The sequence below is a fragment of the Halorussus halobius genome (assembly GCF_004765805.1).
Taxonomy (GTDB): Archaea; Halobacteriota; Halobacteria; order Halobacteriales; family Haladaptataceae; genus Halorussus; species Halorussus halobius.
In genome coordinates this window covers 248,739-264,389 of record NZ_SBIU01000004.1, presented here as the reverse complement: position 1 = coordinate 264,389, position 15,651 = coordinate 248,739, and the positions used below count along the sequence as shown (strand labels likewise).

The 15,651-nt window shown below is 68.3% G+C and carries 13 protein-coding genes; 6 read left to right on the top strand and 7 right to left on the bottom strand.

The genetic code is table 11. The annotated features are described in order from the left end of the window. The first annotated feature begins 166 nt into the window (after positions 1-166). The gene (locus tag EPL03_RS13140) at positions 167-1,558 is read left to right on the top strand and encodes an ATP-binding protein (RefSeq protein WP_135829794.1); all 1,392 of its coding nucleotides are present in this window, start codon (positions 167-169) and stop codon (positions 1,556-1,558) included. Positions 1,559-1,588: 30 nt separating this feature from the next. On the opposite strand, the gene EPL03_RS13135 is transcribed toward EPL03_RS13140, so the two are convergent. Beyond that, the gene (locus tag EPL03_RS13135) at positions 1,589-2,740 is read right to left on the bottom strand and encodes a DUF7118 family protein (protein ID WP_135829793.1); all 1,152 of its coding nucleotides are present in this window, start codon (positions 2,738-2,740) and stop codon (positions 1,589-1,591) included. A 7-nt stretch (positions 2,741-2,747) separates the two neighbouring features. Further along, positions 2,748-3,161, bottom strand: a complete 414-nt coding sequence (gene hisI / locus EPL03_RS13130) for a phosphoribosyl-AMP cyclohydrolase (protein WP_135829792.1) — start codon at positions 3,159-3,161, stop codon at positions 2,748-2,750. Between the two features lie 750 nt (positions 3,162-3,911). On the opposite strand from hisI, the gene EPL03_RS13125 reads away from it, so the two are divergent. Both EPL03_RS13125 and EPL03_RS13120 read left to right on the top strand, forming a co-directional pair. Next, the gene (locus tag EPL03_RS13125) at positions 3,912-5,174 is read left to right on the top strand and encodes a sodium:calcium antiporter (protein ID WP_135829791.1); all 1,263 of its coding nucleotides are present in this window, start codon (positions 3,912-3,914) and stop codon (positions 5,172-5,174) included. A gap of 51 nt (positions 5,175-5,225) precedes the next feature. Continuing rightward, complete coding sequence (locus EPL03_RS13120; protein ID WP_135829790.1) at positions 5,226-5,774, top strand: NUDIX domain-containing protein; 549 nt, start codon at positions 5,226-5,228, stop codon at positions 5,772-5,774. Positions 5,775-5,811: 37 nt separating this feature from the next. On the opposite strand, the gene EPL03_RS13115 is transcribed toward EPL03_RS13120, so the two are convergent. Continuing rightward, a complete protein-coding gene (locus EPL03_RS13115; RefSeq protein ID WP_135829789.1) occupies positions 5,812-6,441 on the bottom strand; it encodes an IMPACT family protein in 630 nt (209 codons plus the stop codon). 127 nt (positions 6,442-6,568) lie between these two features. On the opposite strand from EPL03_RS13115, the gene EPL03_RS13110 reads away from it, so the two are divergent. Together EPL03_RS13110 and EPL03_RS13105 are read left to right on the top strand one after the other, a co-directional pair. After that, positions 6,569-7,126 (top strand): DUF7342 family protein, encoded by a 558-nt coding sequence (locus EPL03_RS13110; RefSeq protein ID WP_135829788.1) that lies wholly within the window; start codon positions 6,569-6,571, stop codon positions 7,124-7,126. Positions 7,127-7,132: 6 nt separating this feature from the next. After that, a complete protein-coding gene (locus EPL03_RS13105; RefSeq protein WP_135829787.1) occupies positions 7,133-7,639 on the top strand; it encodes a hypothetical protein in 507 nt (168 codons plus the stop codon). 16 nt (positions 7,640-7,655) lie between these two features. Here the strand turns inward: EPL03_RS13105 and EPL03_RS13100 are convergent, their stop codons facing one another. Next, positions 7,656-9,056: a PQQ-dependent sugar dehydrogenase gene (locus EPL03_RS13100; RefSeq protein ID WP_135829786.1), complete on the bottom strand. Its 1,401-nt coding sequence runs from the start codon at positions 9,054-9,056 to the stop codon at positions 7,656-7,658. 661 nt (positions 9,057-9,717) lie between these two features. Here EPL03_RS13100 and EPL03_RS13095 point away from each other — a divergent pair. Further along, positions 9,718-12,237 carry an ABC transporter ATP-binding protein gene (locus tag EPL03_RS13095; RefSeq protein ID WP_280178862.1) on the top strand — a complete coding sequence of 840 codons (2,520 nt, stop codon included), beginning with the start codon at positions 9,718-9,720 and terminating at the stop codon, positions 12,235-12,237. A gap of 81 nt (positions 12,238-12,318) precedes the next feature. Here EPL03_RS13095 and EPL03_RS13090 read toward each other — a convergent pair whose 3' ends face one another. Genes EPL03_RS13090 through EPL03_RS13080 form a run of 3 tightly spaced genes read right to left on the bottom strand, consistent with a single transcriptional unit; the run spans position 12,319 to position 15,559 of the window. Next, positions 12,319-13,209, bottom strand: a complete 891-nt coding sequence (locus EPL03_RS13090) for an ABC transporter ATP-binding protein (protein WP_135829784.1) — start codon at positions 13,207-13,209, stop codon at positions 12,319-12,321. After that, positions 13,209-14,321 carry a FecCD family ABC transporter permease gene (locus EPL03_RS13085; protein ID WP_135829783.1) on the bottom strand — a complete coding sequence of 371 codons (1,113 nt, stop codon included), beginning with the start codon at positions 14,319-14,321 and terminating at the stop codon, positions 13,209-13,211. The genes EPL03_RS13090 and EPL03_RS13085 overlap by 1 nt, the downstream gene beginning before the upstream one ends. Before the next feature lie 5 nt (positions 14,322-14,326). Then, positions 14,327-15,559 (bottom strand): ABC transporter substrate-binding protein, encoded by a 1,233-nt coding sequence (locus EPL03_RS13080; RefSeq protein WP_135829782.1) that lies wholly within the window; start codon positions 15,557-15,559, stop codon positions 14,327-14,329. Between the last annotated feature and the right edge of the window lie 92 nt (positions 15,560-15,651).

The window sequence follows — 15,651 nt, the reverse complement described above, 5'->3', positions numbered from 1 at the left end:
TTTCGAGCGAATGGACAGTTTTGGTCGACAACAACCCGTGAGCAGTAGTGATACTCCCAAGTATGATTATTCAGAGTACGATACTCTAGAGTTTGATTATCTCAAGTATGATTATTCGAAGTACGGTAATCGATAGCGTTATGATGCGGGCTCGCCTACGACCGCTATGGCGGATTTCGTGAACCGGACCGAGGAACTCTCCCGACTCCGGACGCTCTACGACTCGGCCGACGCCGAACTCGCCGTGATATTCGGTCGCCGTCGCCTCGGCAAGACCGAACTCGTCAGGCAGTCGCTCGAATCGTCCGACGACGCGGTCGTCTATCAGGCCAAGCAGAAGACCAGCGCGTTACAGCTCCATCAGTTCGTCGAGAAAGCGGCCGAATCGTACCCCGGCGTGACCCGGATTCGAGCCGAGTGGGAGGCGGTTCTGAGCTATCTCGCCGAACAGGACGCAATCGTCGTCCTCGACGAGTTCCCGTATCTCGTCGAAGAGGAGCCGAGCCTTCCCTCCGTGCTACAGGCGATGTTCGACCACGACCTCGACGATTCGGCGGCGACGTTCGTCCTCGTCGGCTCCTCTATCAGCATGATGGAGGAGGCTGCACTGCTCGGGAATAGCCCGCTCTACGGTCGCTCGTCGCTGAAACTGGACATCAGACAGCTCCCGTTCGACGCCGCGATGGGGTTCTTCGACGACGCCTACACCCCCGACGAGCAGGTTTTTACGTGGGGCGTCTTCGGCGGTATCCCGTACTATCTCGAAGAAGTGTCGCCCGACGCGACGCTCGGGGAGAACGTTCGGCGGACGATTCTCTCGCGCCACGGCTCGCTCCACGATGAACCCGACTACGTGTTGCGCATGGAACTCACGGAACCGACGCGGTATTTCTCGATTCTGGAGGCTATCGCTGGCGGCAACACGAGCCGAAACGAGATTTCGGGAACGACCGGCGTCGACTACAATCAACTCTCGAAGTATCTCGACCGGCTCTCGCGGTTGCGACTGATAGAGCGCCACGTCCCCGTCACCGAACGAACGGAACGGAGCAAACGGGGCCGATATCGCATCCGCGACCCGTTCTTCCGCTTCTGGTTTCGCTTCGTCTACGGCACCGGCGACCGGTACGACGAACTCGGGGACGAAGCCTACGACGCACTGATTCGACCGGAGCTAGCGGACTTCGTGAGCGGTTCGTTCGAGGAACTGTGTCGCTCCGCGCTCCGAACGCTCTATCCGGAGTACACGGTCGCCGACACCGGCAGCTGGTGGTACGACGACCACGAAATCGACGTCGTCGGTCTGACGACCGGAGAGACGCTACTCGTCGGCGAGTGCAAGTTCCAGCGGTCCCCGCTGGGGTACGACGCGTTCTCGAAGCTCCAGCGTCACGTCGAGGAACTCCGGTGGACGCCCGACAGCGGAGCGGAGAGAGTCGAGCGATACGCGCTGTTCTCCCGCAGCGGATTCAAACCGTCCGTCGAGGAGGCTGCCGAGGAACGCGAGGACCTTCGGCTGTTTACCGTCGGGGACGTAATCGAGGCGCTGAACGCCTGACTCGCTTCGGTCCTGCCGCCGTTGACGCGCTCACCGCTCGGGATACTCGTCCAGTGCCGCCTCCAACTCCGCCTTGCGCTCGCGCAACCCAGCCAACTCGTCGGCGACCGCGCCGCTCTCGACTTTCTCGCGCTCGGCGTCCGAGAGTTCGGTCCGGGCCTCGGCGGCGGTCCGCAGATGCTCGAATCGCTCCTCGTCGCGGACGGCCGACTGGACCGCCCGCAGGGTCGCCACCACGTCCTCGTCGGCGAAGCGGCCGACGACCGACACCAGTTCGTCGACTCGCCACCGGAGCTGTGCGGCCGACTTGGGCGGCCACTCGATTCGGAGCGGGCCGGCGTCGAGCCGTTCGAGGTAGGTCCGGTTGGTCGCCACCGCGCGCTTGAGCGCGGTCGGGTCGTCGACGTAGTGGTCGAGCTTCGAGTTGGAGTAATCGGCGTACTTCAGCAGGTCCGCGACGGTCTCGGTGCCGGCCTCGTTCGACGCGACGTACTCCCGGAGCGTCTCCGGGGGCGTGCGGTACTCGACCAGCGCGTAGTCGCGGGTCGCGGCCACGAAGTCGAGCAGTTCGCGGGCGCTGGCGTCGGCCTTGAACTCGGCGAACGCCTCCGCGACCGCCTCGTCGTAGCGCTCGATGGGGCGGCGTATCTCCTCGACCGGCGCGTCGAGGTCGGCGTCGCCGAGTTCCACCAGTCGCTCCCGGTCGGCTATCTCGTCGCGCAGGTCGGCGACGGCCTTCCCCACGTCGCGGCGGGCCTCGCGGTAGCGCGCCCGGGCGTCCCGGCGCTCGTCGAGCAGCCCCGCCACTTCGCCGGCCGGGCCGAGGGCGTCGCGGGCGCGCTCGAAGTCGCCCTCGCTGAGGCGGTTCTTGTCTATCTCCTCCTCGGCCGCCTCGAAGGCGTCGCGCTCGGGCAGGTCGTCGTCGAGGTCCTCGACCAGCGAGGCGAAGTTCGACTTGAACTCCATGAACTTCTTGAAGTTCTCGCGCCCCGTGCCGGTGGCCGTCGACTCGTAGCGGTCGAGCAGGTCGGTCGCCCGGTCGTGGGCGTCGGCGACGCGCTCGACGGTACCCTCGCCGTACTCGGCGATTCGGTCGTCGACTCGACCGCAGGCGGCGTCTGCGTCGTCGAGTTCGTCGAGCAGGTCGTCGGTCCGGGTCGCGGTCGTGGGTGGCTCGTTCATCGGTCGGTCACTCGTAGACGTCGTCGGGGTCGAACACCTGTTCGCCCACCGTCTCGCCGTCGAGCGTGCGGTAGAAACAGCTCTCGTAGCCGGTGTGACACGCGCCGCCCTCCTGGTCGACCAGATACAGCAGGGCGTCGCCGTCGCAGTCCGCCCGGACCTCCCGGACGCGCTGGACGTGGCCGCTGGTTCCGCCTTTCTGCCACAACTCCTCGCGGCTCCGCGAGTAGTAGTGGGCGAGGCCGGTCTCGCGGGTCTTCCGGACCGCTTCGGGCGTGACGTACGCGAGCATCAACACCTCGCCGGAGTCGGCGCTCTGGGCGACGGCGGGAATGCGGCCGGTCTCGCCGAAGTCGAGGTCGACTGCGAACTCGCGGTCGGCGTCGTCTGCGTCCACCTCGGCGGTGGGGGCGTCGCTCATGGCGTGTGGGTTCGGTCTTCCGGGCGATATGTCTTGTGTGTCGGTGGGCCGGCCGCGTTCGGATGGGAAGCCCGAACTCGGTCGCGCGCCGCTGGACAGTTCCGGCGCGCGTCGACTCGATTTTCGACAGCAGTACTCACGGACTCGGTTTTCCACGGTCGGCGCGCGCTGGCGCGGTCCTCGTGACCGCGCCAAAGCGCGTGAGGGAGGCGAGCGCGTTCAGGCGCTCGCCGAGGCTGGGGAGGGGTGAGGCCTGCCGTCGCGGTGCGGGTACGGTGCGGGTGCGGGGCGGTGCGGTCGGCCTCGGCGGACTGAAAGGGCGAGGCGGGCTCGCGGCCGAAGGCCGTGGTCGCCTCTGGCGGCTCTATCCGCGCCGATGCGGTGCGGTGCTGTGAGGCGCGGATATCCGCCAGAGCGACCGCGAGCGGGCCGAGGGCGTTCGAGGCTGTAGTTGCGGTTCAAGCGTTTGTGCAGTGCGGGCCGAGGGCGTTCGAGGCTGTAGTTGCGGTTCAAGCGTTTGTGCAGAGCGGGCCGAGGGCTTTCGAGGCTGTAGTTGCGGTTCAAGCGTTTGTGCAGTGCGGGCCGAGGGCTTTCGAGGCTGTAGTTGTGGTTACGGTGCTGCTGTCAGAGAGCGCACCGAGGCTGTTCGCAGCGTCCCACGCGACCGAACAGGCTCCGTGTAGAATCTTTCAACGCACTCGTCTACGCGGATTCGAGGGTACATGAGGCTCCGCGTCGTGTCCGTGACCCATGACACGTGGGCGGACGCTCGCCGGGACGGCGCTGGTCGTGGCGCTGGTCTTGGCACTGGTCGCGGTGCCGGTCGCGCCGGCGCTCGCACAGGACGCGGCCGGGGGAGATTCCGGAGCCGAGGGGAGCAACGAAGCCGAAGAAGGCGAGGGCGGCGTCGAGGGCGCGCTCGAAGGCTTCGTCGAGGGACAGGGACTCCTCGGCGCGGTGCTGGTCCTCGTCGCGGGCGCGCTCTTGCTGACCGCCTGCGCCGAGAAACTCATCAGCTACCTCACGCGGGCCGCGCTCGGACTGAAGGTGTCGCTGTTCTCGCTGGCCATCCTGTTCACCGGGTTCGAGTTCGACGACACCGTCCTCGCGGTGGTCCTCTCGGCGGGCGACCTCGAAGGGGCCGCGCTCGGGACGGCGCTCGGCACTGGACTCGCCATAATCGGCGTCACGCTCGCGCTGGCCGCCGTCGTCCGCCCGTTTCCGGTCGACCTGCCGACCGACTACGTCGCGCTGTTCGCGCTCGGACCTCTGATACTCGTCCCGTTCGTCCTCGTCGGGACGCTGACCGCCGTCCACGGACTCGCGCTCATCGGCTTCTTCGCGCTGACGTTCGGCTACGTTCTGGTCCGCGAGCGACGCCGGGACGTGCCCGTGTTCCGGAACACCGAACTCGGGAAGCGACTCCGCTCGGACGGCGGCGCGGTCGTCGGGGGCGACTCGACCGCGAGGGAGACCGACGGCGGGACGGCCTCGGCTCCGGTTGCCGACATCCCCGAGGACCGCGTCGTCGCCGGCAGGCCCGCGTCGGGGTGGCTCTGGCTCGTGCTGGCCGTCCTCGCGCTCGTCGGCGTCGTCGTCGCGTCGATGCTGCTGGAGGCCGGGTCGGAGGTGGTCGTCGAGGGGTTCGGCGTCGACGGAACCGTCTTCGGCGCGACCGTCCTGACCCTGATACTCACGTTCGAGGACGTGATGCTCACGCTCGAACCGGTTCGCCGGGGCGTCCCCGAAATCGGGGTCGGAAACGTCGTCGGGAGCGTGCTGTTCTCGGTCACCGGGAACGTGGGCGTCATCACGCTGCTGAGCGACCTCGAAATCTCCAACTCGGTGCTGACGTTTCACCTCCCGGCGGTCGTCGTCGTGACCGCGCTGGCGGCGTACTTCTTTTACGAGGGCCGCGTGAAGCGGTGGCACGGCCTGCTGTTGGGCGGCCTCTACGTGGCCTACTGGGTCGTCGCGCTGGTCATCTTCGGCGGGGTTCCGCTGGGCGGGTGAGGCAGTTGTCACCCACCACAAGTTTTCCCGCCCCGGCGAGTAGGGCCGACCATGGTCTGGGTACTTCACGGAGCCGACCCCGAGTTCTGTCCGCGATGCGGCGACGCGCTCGACGTGCGCGAGACCGACGAGGGGCCGCGCCCTCGGTGTGAGGACTGCGACGTGACGCTCTATCACAACGCGGGCGTGATGGCCCGAACCGCCGTGGTCGACGCGGACCGCGTGCTCCTCATCGAGCGCGGCGCTGCGGGCGACGTCGGCGCGTGGGCGACCGCCGGCGGCTACGTCGAGGCCGGCGAGCGTCCGAGCGAGGCCGCCGCCCGCGAACTCGAAGAGGAGACCGGACTCGCGGTCGCCCCCGACGACTTGACGCTCGTGAACGACGGCTTCCTCGACTTCGGGGGCGGCGAGACCGACGTGGCGTTCAACTACGCCGTCCACCGCTCGAAAACCGCCGGCTCCGTCGACGCGGCGAGCGACGCGGCCGACACCCGCTGGTGGACCCGCGAGGAACTCCGGACCGACCTCCCCGACGACAAGAACAATCTCCGCGCTATCGGTCTCGACGCGCTCCTCGACGTGCTGGACGACGTTTCGTGACGGGCCCCCGAGGCCCAGCTCGCACTGGGCCGCGAGCCTAGCTTCCGCCGTCGATTTCGGCCCGCCCGCTGGTCGCGCTCCGGATGCGCTCTCTGAGCGCGTCGCCCTCGGCGGTCGGTACCCGCACGTCGAAGTCGACCTGCGCTTCGTACGTCGCGTCGAACTCCACTCCGCCGCCTCCGCTTTCGCTCTCCAGAATCCCGCGCACGGTGCCCGAGTCGTCGTACTCGACCGTCACGGAGAACGTCTCGTGCGGGCGCTCGGTCACGACGCCGGCGTCCGCGACCGCCTCCTTGACCGCTCGGGAGTAGGCCCGCGCGAGGCCGCCGACCCCGAGGTTGGTCCCGCCGTAGTAGCGGGTCACCACCGCGACCACGTTCTCGATTTCCTGCTGCTGGAGGACGTTGAGCGCGGGCTTGCCGGCCGACCCCGAGGGCTCGCCGTCGTCGTCGCCGTACTCCCGGAGCAGGTCGCCGCCCGCGGCGCGGACGCGATACGCCGGGACGTTGTGGGTCGCGTCGGCGTACTCGGCGCGAACCTCGGCCACGAACGCCTCGGCGGCCTCGCGGTCGGTCGCCGGGGCGGCCCGGCCGACGAACTCCGAGCCTCGAATCTCGAAGGCGGCCCGGCCGCGCTCGGCGAGCGTCGCGTAGGTCTCGTCGGTCATCGTTCGCTTCGTCGCGCTCGGGTTACTCAGGAGTTGCGCCCTGCTCTCGTCGCGTCCCGAACCGCCTACTCTCGTATTTGCGTGAGCCATCCAAAGATATAATTGATAGAATCGCCTACCTGTTCGCATGACCGAGCGCGGCATCGACTCGTGGGCCGAGGGGTTGTCGGCCCGCGAACGCGTGCGGGAGATCGCCACGACGCTCACTCGACCGAGGTCGGTCGAGTGGGTGCGGACGGAGGCCGGAATCTCCTCCTGGCAGACCGCGAAAGACGAGTTGGAGATGCTGGTGGAGTTCGGACAGGTGCACGCGGTCGAGGGCGACGACGGAAACACGAAGTACGCACCGAACTACCAGCTTCGGTACGTCAAAGAAGTCACCGAGATGATAAACGAGTCCACCCGCGAGGAACTCCGCGAGCAGATCGCGGACGTGCAGGCGGAAATCGACGAGTGGAAGGCCGAGTTCGGCGTCGAATCGCGGACTGACCTCGAATCGACGCTCGCCGACGAGGAACTCTCCAGCGAGGCGATTCGGGACCGCAACGCGGTTCTGCGCCGGTGGGAGAAACGCGAGGACGACAAGCGACTGCTGAAACACGCGCTTGAACTGTACGACGACGCTCGCTCGCTCCGGCCCGGTCGAGACGACCCGTCGGATTCGACGCTCTCGCTGTCACCGTAGCTCCCGATGATATTCCTTGCGAACCGCGCGAACCTCGACGAGCGGACGCTTCTCGGGCGTCTCCACAAGCGTCTCGCCACGCAGGTCGACGCCGGGGAGTCGCCCATCGAGCAGGTCCGGTACCACACCTCGTCGGGCACCAAGGTAGGCGTGCGAGCGACGGTCGACGCGCCGGCGTTCGTCGGCGAACCGTACGCGGTCGACGAGGCCGAACTGCAGGTCGGGTTCGAGTTACCACCGAACCGCGAGTACGACCACTACCGGATTCAGTGGGTCGAGCGAGCGCGCGAACTCATGGTCGGCTGGCACCAGGACCCGACGCATCCGAGCCTCGGCGAGTGTCATTTCCAACTCGACTATCGCGGCGAGACGGTCCAGCGAGACGAAGCGACCTTCCTCGACGCGCACCCGCTGAACGTCTTCGACCGGCGAGCCGACCACTTGGTCGCGGTTCTCGACGCGATGACGTGGGACGACGGCCTCCCGTTCGTTCCAAAATCGTCGGTGCGGTAGGAACGTCGGTGTTGGCTCATTCGGCGGGTACGATTCGATGGACGCCGCCGCCCTCGCTCCCGGACGCGAGGACGTACACCTCGCCGTCGGCGTCGCGGCCGAACGCGTAGACCTGTCCGAGTTTGCCGGCGTCCGCGTCGGCGACGTCCAGTACCGCCGTCGACCACAGTTCGTCCGCCCCGTCGCCCGCGCGCTCCCCGTCGCTCGCGCCCTCTTCGCGGCTTTCCGGCGGCGTCGCCACGAACAGCCGGCCGTCTGCGGCCAGGTCCGCGAAGACGTAGCGCCCCGCCAGTCCGGGCAGGGCCGACCCCCGGTACACCTGGCCGCCGATGACCGACGCGCCCGAGAGGTCCCCGCCCGAGTGGGCGTACTCGACGACGGGGTCGAGCAGGGGTTCGCCGCCACGGACGGCTTCCGGAGTGGCGCCCGGGCAGTCGTCGGCCCCGAAGCAGTGGGTCCCCTCCTTGACGTTCCAGCCGTAGTTGCCCCCGCGCTCGACCAGGTTCACCTCCTCGTAGTCGCTCTGGCCCACGTCGGCGACCAGGAGGTCGCCCCGGTCGAACGCCATCCCCCACGGGTTCCGGAAGCCCCACGCGTAGTGTTCGTCGCGGCCGTCCCGCCCGACCAGCGGGTTGTCCTCGGGAATCGCGTAGTTCCGGCCGTCCCCCGAATTGTCAACATCGATGCGCAGGACGCTCCCCAGCAGGTTCTCGGTCACGTCCTGTCCGTTGCCGCCGGCCACGGCGTCGTACCAGTCGTCGACGTGACCCGAACCCTGGTCGCCGCCACCGCCGCCGTCGCCGACCGCGACGTAGAGGTAGCCGTCCGGCCCGAAGACGATGGGGCCGGCGTTGTGGTTGGCCTGCGGTTCCGGGATTTCGAGGACGGTCCGCTCGGAATCGCGGCTCGCTCGGGTGCCGTCGTCGGTCGCCTCGAACTCCGCGAGGACGAAGGTGTGGTCGTAGCCGTCGGGGGTCCCCTCGCGGGGCGGCGCGCTGTAGCGGACGAACGCACGGCGGTTCTCGGCGAAGTTCGGGTGGAGCGCGATACCGAGCAGCCCCGCCTCGTAGCCCGTCGCGATGGCGTCGCGCAGGTCGAGGAAGGGTTCGTCGCGCAGGCCGCCCGACTCGTGGACGAACACCCGCCCCTGCTGGTCGGCGACGTAGCGCCGGTCGGCGTCGGGCGCGAACGCCACGTCGAGGGGCACCTCGAAGCCCGTCGCCAGCGTTTCGAGGCCGACCGCGTCGGGGAGGTTCCCGGTCGCGGTCTCGGTCGCGTCGGTTCCGCCCGACGTCGTTCCGGTCGTCGAGTCCTGCGGGTTCTCCGGCGGGTCGGCTCCTGCACAGCCAGCCAACCCGAGCGTCACGCTCGCGCTCGCGGCTCCGAGGAACTGTCGCCGACTGGTGGTGAACTCCATGCCCGCACTTCGACCCGGAGACTGAAAGACCCGTGGCGCGTCTCGACGGGGGTCGAGAGGCGCGGTGGAATCGATCGCGCGACCGCACTGCTGGTTCTGGTTCCACGTCGGCGCGCGCCTGGACTCGATTTTCCACGGTCGGCGCGCGCTGGCGCGACCCGCAAGTGGTCGCGCCGAAGCGCGCGAGGGAGGGGCGCGCTCGTGCGCCCCGAGGCTGGGGAGGGGTGAGGCTCCCGCTGGGCGGTCGCGGTGCGGATGCGGGGCGGTGCGGGTGCGGTGCAGTTCCTTGGTGGACTGAAAGGGCGAGGCGCGCTCCGGGAACCCCGACGACGTAAGCACCGCAGGAGCGAAGCGACGAGGAGCGCAGCGAGTCGCGGGACCGGAGCGGGCCGAGGGCTTTCGGGGAGACCTGTGCATCGTAGTTACTGTCCGAGAGCGGGCCGAGGGCTTTCGGGGAGACCTGTGCATCGTAGTTACTGTCCGAGAGCGGGCCGAGGGCTTTCGGAGATATGATTGGGATTCCAGCGTCGTCCCGGAGCCACCAGCACCCGGCCCTCCACTCTCGAATTTGACCGAACTTGATTCTGATACGTCTGGCACTTGGTTCCTATTTTCCACGTCGTAAAAGTGGAAAGATATTTGCCCGCTCGCGTCGCACGTCGTGGTAGTTGTGAGCGACCTACTGTCGGTCTCGGACCTGCGGACGCAGTTCAACACCGAGCGCGGCGTGGTCGAGGCCGTCGACGACTTCGACCTCACGATTCGCGAGGGCGAGACCGTGGGGCTGGTCGGCGAGTCCGGGTCGGGCAAGAGCGTCAGCGCGCTCTCGTTGCTCCAGTTGGTCGACGACCCCGGCGAAGTCGTGAGCGGACAGGCCCGGTTCGCCCACGGGGAGCTGGCCGCCGACTTCGCCGAGCGGTATCCCGAGGGCGTCGGGGAGTTCGTCTTCCCCGACGAGGGGACCGTCGACCTGCTCGCCGCGCCCGAGGAGGCGATGCGGGCGGTCCGTGGCGGCGAGGTCAGCATGATATTCCAGGACCCGATGACCTCGCTCAACCCGGCGCTGACCGTGGGCGAGCAGGTGGCCGAGAGCCTGCGACTCCACCAGTACGGCGGGCGTCGCAGGGACTCGTGGTGGAACGCGGTCCGGGAGGTACTGCCGAGCCTCGGCGGCAAGGAGGTCGACGAGAGCGTCCTCCGGGACACCGTCGACATGCTCGAACAGGTCGGCATCCCCGAACCCACCGAGCGCGTCGACGAGTACCCCCACGAGTTCTCGGGCGGGATGCGCCAGCGCGTGCTCATCGCCATCGCCCTGGCCTGCCAGCCGAAACTGCTCGTGGCCGACGAACCCACCACCGCGCTCGACGTGACGATTCAGGCCCAGATTCTCGACCTGATAAACGACCTGCAGGACGACCTCGGCATGTCGGTCTTCTTCATCACCCACGACCTCGGCGTGGTGGCCGAGACCTGCGACCGCGTGGCGGTGATGTACGCCGGCGACGTCGTGGAGGTCGGGCCGGTCGACGAGATATTCCACGACCCGAGCCACCCCTACACCTACGCCCTGCTCGAATCCATCCCCCGCGAGGACAAAGAACGGCTCACGCCCATCGAGGGCAACGTCCCGGACCTCATCGACATGCCCGAGGGGTGTCACTTCGCCGGCCGGTGTCCGTGGGAACAGCCCGAGTGTACCGGGGGTGCGATTCCGCACCTCCAGCACGGGCCCGACGACGTGGACCACCGCGCGAAGTGCGTGCTGGAGGACTTCGACGAGAGCCGGTACGGCGCGGACCGCGAGGGGGTCACGAGCCGCGACCACGAGGTCGGCGACCGCCTGCTCGAAGTCGACGGGCTGAAGAAACACTTCTCGCGGGCCGACGGGCTGCTCGACGAGTGGCTCGCCGACGAGATAGAGAGCGTCAAGGCGGTCGACGGCGTGAGCTTCGACGTCTACGAGGGCGAGACGCTGGGTCTCGTCGGCGAGTCGGGGTGTGGCAAGTCCACGGCGGGCCGGACGCTGCTCCACCTCGAAGCGCCGATCGACGGGACCGTGGTGTTTCAGGGCACCGACCTCTCGACGCTCGACCGCGAGGAACTCCGCGAGAAGCGCAAGGACATGCAGATGATATTCCAGGACCCGCTGTCGAGCCTCGACCCCCGGATGACGGTGGGTGCGATAATCGCCGAACCCCTCAAGATTCACGACCTGCCCGAGGAATCGCCGGCCGGCGACACCTCCCGCAAGCAACAGCGCCGCGAGCGCGTCCTCGAACTCATGGACGAGGTGGGGTTAGAGCGGGGCCAGTACGACCGCTATCCCCACGAGATATCGGGCGGCCAGCGCCAGCGCGTCGGCGTCGCGCGGGCGCTGGCGGTCGACCCAGACTTCATCGTGGCCGACGAACCCGTCTCCGCGCTGGACGTGTCCGTGCAGGCCCAGATTCTCAACCTGCTCGAGGACCTCCAGGACGAGTTCGGGCTGACCTACCTGTTCATCGCCCACGACCTGAGCGTGGTCCGGCACATCTCCGACCGGGTCGCGGTGATGTATCTGGGCGAACTCGTCGAGATAGCCGACACCGACGAACTGTTCGCCGACCCCAAGCACCCCTACACGCGGGCGCTGCTGTCGGCCATCCCCGAACCCGACCCCCGGGCCGACACCGACGACCGCGTCATCCTCGAAGGCGACGTGCCCTCGCCCATCGACCCGCCCTCTGGCTGTCACTTCCGGACGCGATGTCCGCGAGTCATCCCACCCGGGGACTTCGATATTGCCCAACCGGCCTACCGCGAGGTGATGAACTACCGCGAGCGCGTCGAGGACCGGCGCATCGACCTCGACTCGGCGCGGGAGGAGGCGGCCGGGCGGGGCCGCGCCGAGGCCGAGACCGTGACCGCCACGGACGGTGGCGAGCGAACCGACGGAAGCCCGCAAGCGTCGTCGGAGGCGTTCCGGGCGGTCCTGTGGGACCGGCTGTTCGACGCCGAGCCGACCGGCCGCCCGCGAGAGGTCGTGGTCGAGTCGTTCGACCACCTCGCCGAGGGCGAGTGGGCGGCGGCCGAGTCGCTGCTGGCCGACCACTTCGGGAGCGTCTGCGAGCGCACGAACCCGGTCCTGCAGGAGGCGGCCCATCCGGCGGCGTGTCACCTCTACGACCAGCCCGAGTAGGGTTCGAAGACGCCGCCGGTGGACCCGCAGGGCCGCGGTCGAGGCCGACTACTCCGCCGAGAGGCTTGTCGCCGAGTCCGGCTACCGTTGTCCGTCCCGGTCGTCGTGGAGCGGCTCCAGGGGCGTGACCTGCAGGCCGTGTTCGGACGGCGAAACTGCCGCCTCGATGTCGAAGACGTCGGCGAGAAGCTCCTCGGTGACGACCGATTCGGGCGGGCCGCGAGCGTACACCGACCCGTGCTTGAGTGCGACCACGTGGTCGGCGTACCGCGCCGCCTGGGCGATGTCGTGGAGCACGACGACGACGGTGGTCTCGCGCTCGTGGCGGAGCGTCTCCACGATGTCCATCACTTCCAGTTGGTGGTGGGGGTCGAGGAACGTCGTGGGTTCGTCGAGCAACAGCACGTCGGCGTCCTGGGCGAGCGCCATCGCGATCCACACGAGCTGTTTCTGGCCGCCGCTGAGGCTCCCGACCTCGCGCTCGCGCAGGTGTTCGACGCCGGCCAGCGAGATGGCCTCGTCGACGGCCGCGTGGTCCTGTTCGCCCGGCGACTCGAAGAAGCCGTGGTGGGGGTAGCGGCCGCGCTCGACGAGGTCCTCGACCGAGATGCCGTCCGGAGAGGTGTTCTCCTGGGAGAGCAGGCCGAGCCGGCGCGCGAGTGCCTTCGACTCGAACGACTCGACGGGCGTGCCGTCGAGCAGCACGCTCCCGCTCTCGGGGGTCAGCTGGCGCGCGAGCCCCTTGAGGAGGGTGCTCTTGCCGCTCCCGTTCGGGCCGATGAGCGCGGTCACCTCGCCGGGCGGGACCCGGAGCGTCTCGCCCGGGATGACGGGGTCGTCGGGACCGGGGTAGCCGACGACGAGCTCCTCGGCGGCGAACTCCGAGACCGGGTCGGTCGACTCGCCCCCGGCGGCGGCCGGCCGGGCCGCGTCGGTCTGCCGGTCGTCGGGGTCCGACGTTTGCTCGGACATCAGACCTCACCCATGTCTTCGGTCTGGCGCATCAGATACAGGAAGTACGGCCCGCCGACGAGCCCGGTGATGATGCCGACCGGCAGCTGTATCGGGCTCAGCGCGAGGCGCGCGCCGACGTCGGCCCCGACGAGCAGCGCCGGGCCGAGGAACAGACAGCCGACCAGGAGCCGGTGGGAGTCGCTGCCGACGACGTTGCGGACCATGTGTGGCACGATGAGGCCGACGAAGCCGATGAGGCCCGCGACCGCGATGGCCGCGGCCGTCGAGAGCACCGCGATGCCCGCGACCGCGAAGCGGACCTTCTCGACCGGCATCCCGAGCGACTTGGCGGTCTCCTCGCCCAGCACCAGCACGTCGAGTTCGCGGGTCACGAGGAACGCGAGGGCCATCGCCAGCAGGGTGAACGGTAACGCGATGCGGACCTGTGCCCAGTCGGTGTTGAGCAGCGACCCGGAGAGCCACGCCTGCGCGGACATCACCGTCCCGAGGTCGTCGATGAAGAAAAACAGCGCCCGCTGGACCGAGCCGAAGACGGTCCCGACGATGACGCCGGCCAGCACGAGGCGGACGGGACTGGTCCCGTTCTTCCACGCGATGACGTACACCAGCAGGAACGCGATGCCGCCGCCGAGCGCCGCCAGCACCGGCACGAGCGGGACCAGCCCCGAGAAGAACGTCAGGACGACGAGCACGACGAGGCCCGCCCCGTCGCTGACGCCGAGGATGTAGGGGCTCGCGAGCTCGTTCCGGGTGATGATCTGGAAGATAGCGCCCGAGACCGCGAGGTTCGCGCCGACGAGGACGCCGACGAGGATGCGCGGTAGCCGGATGTTCCAGACGATGTGCTGTTGCTGGGTGAACCACTCGGGGATGTCGCCGCCGAGCAGGAACGCCCGCCAGGCCTCCGCGCTGAACACGACCGCGGGGTTGAAGACCGCGCCCCAGGCTTCGCCGAGGGTCAGCGGGTACGCGCCGAAGCTCACCTGCAGGAGTGTCGCGCCGAACAACACCGCGATACTCCCGAGCGCGACGCCCGCGAGCTTCGAGTTGGCGTACCAGTCGCTGCCCGCGGCTCGTCGGTCCGCGAGTTGGTCGAGAAATCCTGACATCGTCCCTATATGTCGCCGGCGACGACGTCGAGGAGGCGCTGGCGGTCGAAGAGCTGCTCGCCCTCCGGAACGTCACCGACGGGACCGGGCCACTCGCCGAACTCGTCGGGATAGACCTGCTTGGCGACGGCCTCGGTCGAGAACATGTCGACGATGGGACCCATGTACTGGCCGCCGCTCCGGATGACGTTGCCGTTCTGGACGGCGCTGAGCTGCTGGCCGTTCTCGTTGGCCTCGAACGGCTCGACAGTAGTGTTCACGAACTCCTCGTGGGTGGTCGAGGTGAGCGCGCCGACCGCGCCGATGTAATCCGGGTCCACGCGGAGCAGTTCCTCGTAGCCGACCGGGCCGTCCGGGTACTGGCCCTCGAAGGCGTCCTGCATGCCGAGGCGGTAGTACGACTTCGTGTTGTTGCCGAGGCGGTGCAGGGGCGCGATGCGGAACTGGCCGGAGTCGGGGCTGACGCCCCGCCAGATGGCGGCGACAGTGGGGCGTTCGTCCTCCGGCGGGAGCCCGTCCTCGATGGTGTTCATGAGGTCGTCGTGGAGCGACTTCCAGGCTTGGAACTGTTGTTGGCGCTGGAAGATTTTCGCGACCTTCTCGAAGGCCTCGTACATCGTGTACGGGTTCGGCTCGTCCTGGACGGCCGACTGGGGGGCGAATCGGAGAGTCGTCCCGAGGAACGGGCCGGTCTGTGATTCGACGTCCTCGAAGTCGGCGTCGTCCCAGCTGACGTAGCGACTGATGTTGTCCCGGGAGATGAGCCAGACGTCGGCGTCGGCGGCGTAGAAGTTCTCCTTGTCGTAGCCGGACTCGGCGTCGCTGGCGATCTTGGTGATTCGGCTCTCGTCGAACCCGAGGTCGAGGAGGTCGTAGAACTTGAGCGGGGCGCGCTCGAGGCCGGTGGTCGCCGTCGGGTGGATGCCGAGCGCCATCCCCATGTCGATGAAGGGGCTCGTGCCCACGCCGTACGTCTCCGGGACCTCCTCGAACGTGTACGGGTCGTTGGGCTCCATCTCGACCGTGTACGGCGTGGGCTCGTCCGTGGTCGTCTCGGTTTCGGACGCCTCGTCCGTGGTCGTCTCGGCGTCGGTCGTCTCCGGCGCGGCCGTGTCGGTGGCCGTCTCCGTGGTCGCTTCGGTCGTACTCGTCGAACTCCCGTCACTACCGGTACAGCCGGCGAGTCCGGCCGCGACGATACCTGCGGTACCCGCGAGCAACTGGCGTCTGCGTACCATATGATTTAGGCATGCCTAAAAAGACTTAGTGATTCCCGGCTTTCGGAACGACGCGACGGATTGGCTGTTCAGGGTACGTCGTCGACGACGCA

What these genes read in the sequence shown, in the direction of transcription:
- EPL03_RS13080 (WP_135829782.1), bottom strand. Translation starts at nt 15,559, where the DNA reads ATGGTACGCAGACGCCAGTTGCTCGCGGGTACCGCAGGTATCGTCGCG.
- EPL03_RS13125 (WP_135829791.1), top strand. Translation starts at nt 3,912, where the DNA reads ATGACACGTGGGCGGACGCTCGCCGGGACGGCGCTGGTCGTGGCGCTG.
- EPL03_RS13115 (WP_135829789.1), bottom strand. Translation starts at nt 6,441, where the DNA reads ATGACCGACGAGACCTACGCGACGCTCGCCGAGCGCGGCCGGGCCGCC.
- EPL03_RS13135 (WP_135829793.1), bottom strand. Translation starts at nt 2,740, where the DNA reads ATGAACGAGCCACCCACGACCGCGACCCGGACCGACGACCTGCTCGAC.
- EPL03_RS13105 (WP_135829787.1), top strand. Translation starts at nt 7,133, where the DNA reads ATGATATTCCTTGCGAACCGCGCGAACCTCGACGAGCGGACGCTTCTC.
- EPL03_RS13110 (WP_135829788.1), top strand. Translation starts at nt 6,569, where the DNA reads ATGACCGAGCGCGGCATCGACTCGTGGGCCGAGGGGTTGTCGGCCCGC.
- EPL03_RS13100 (WP_135829786.1), bottom strand. Translation starts at nt 9,056, where the DNA reads ATGGAGTTCACCACCAGTCGGCGACAGTTCCTCGGAGCCGCGAGCGCG.
- EPL03_RS13140 (WP_135829794.1), top strand. Translation starts at nt 167, where the DNA reads ATGGCGGATTTCGTGAACCGGACCGAGGAACTCTCCCGACTCCGGACG.
- hisI (WP_135829792.1), bottom strand. Translation starts at nt 3,161, where the DNA reads ATGAGCGACGCCCCCACCGCCGAGGTGGACGCAGACGACGCCGACCGC.
- EPL03_RS13090 (WP_135829784.1), bottom strand. Translation starts at nt 13,209, where the DNA reads ATGTCCGAGCAAACGTCGGACCCCGACGACCGGCAGACCGACGCGGCC.
- EPL03_RS13120 (WP_135829790.1), top strand. Translation starts at nt 5,226, where the DNA reads ATGGTCTGGGTACTTCACGGAGCCGACCCCGAGTTCTGTCCGCGATGC.
- EPL03_RS13085 (WP_135829783.1), bottom strand. Translation starts at nt 14,321, where the DNA reads ATGTCAGGATTTCTCGACCAACTCGCGGACCGACGAGCCGCGGGCAGC.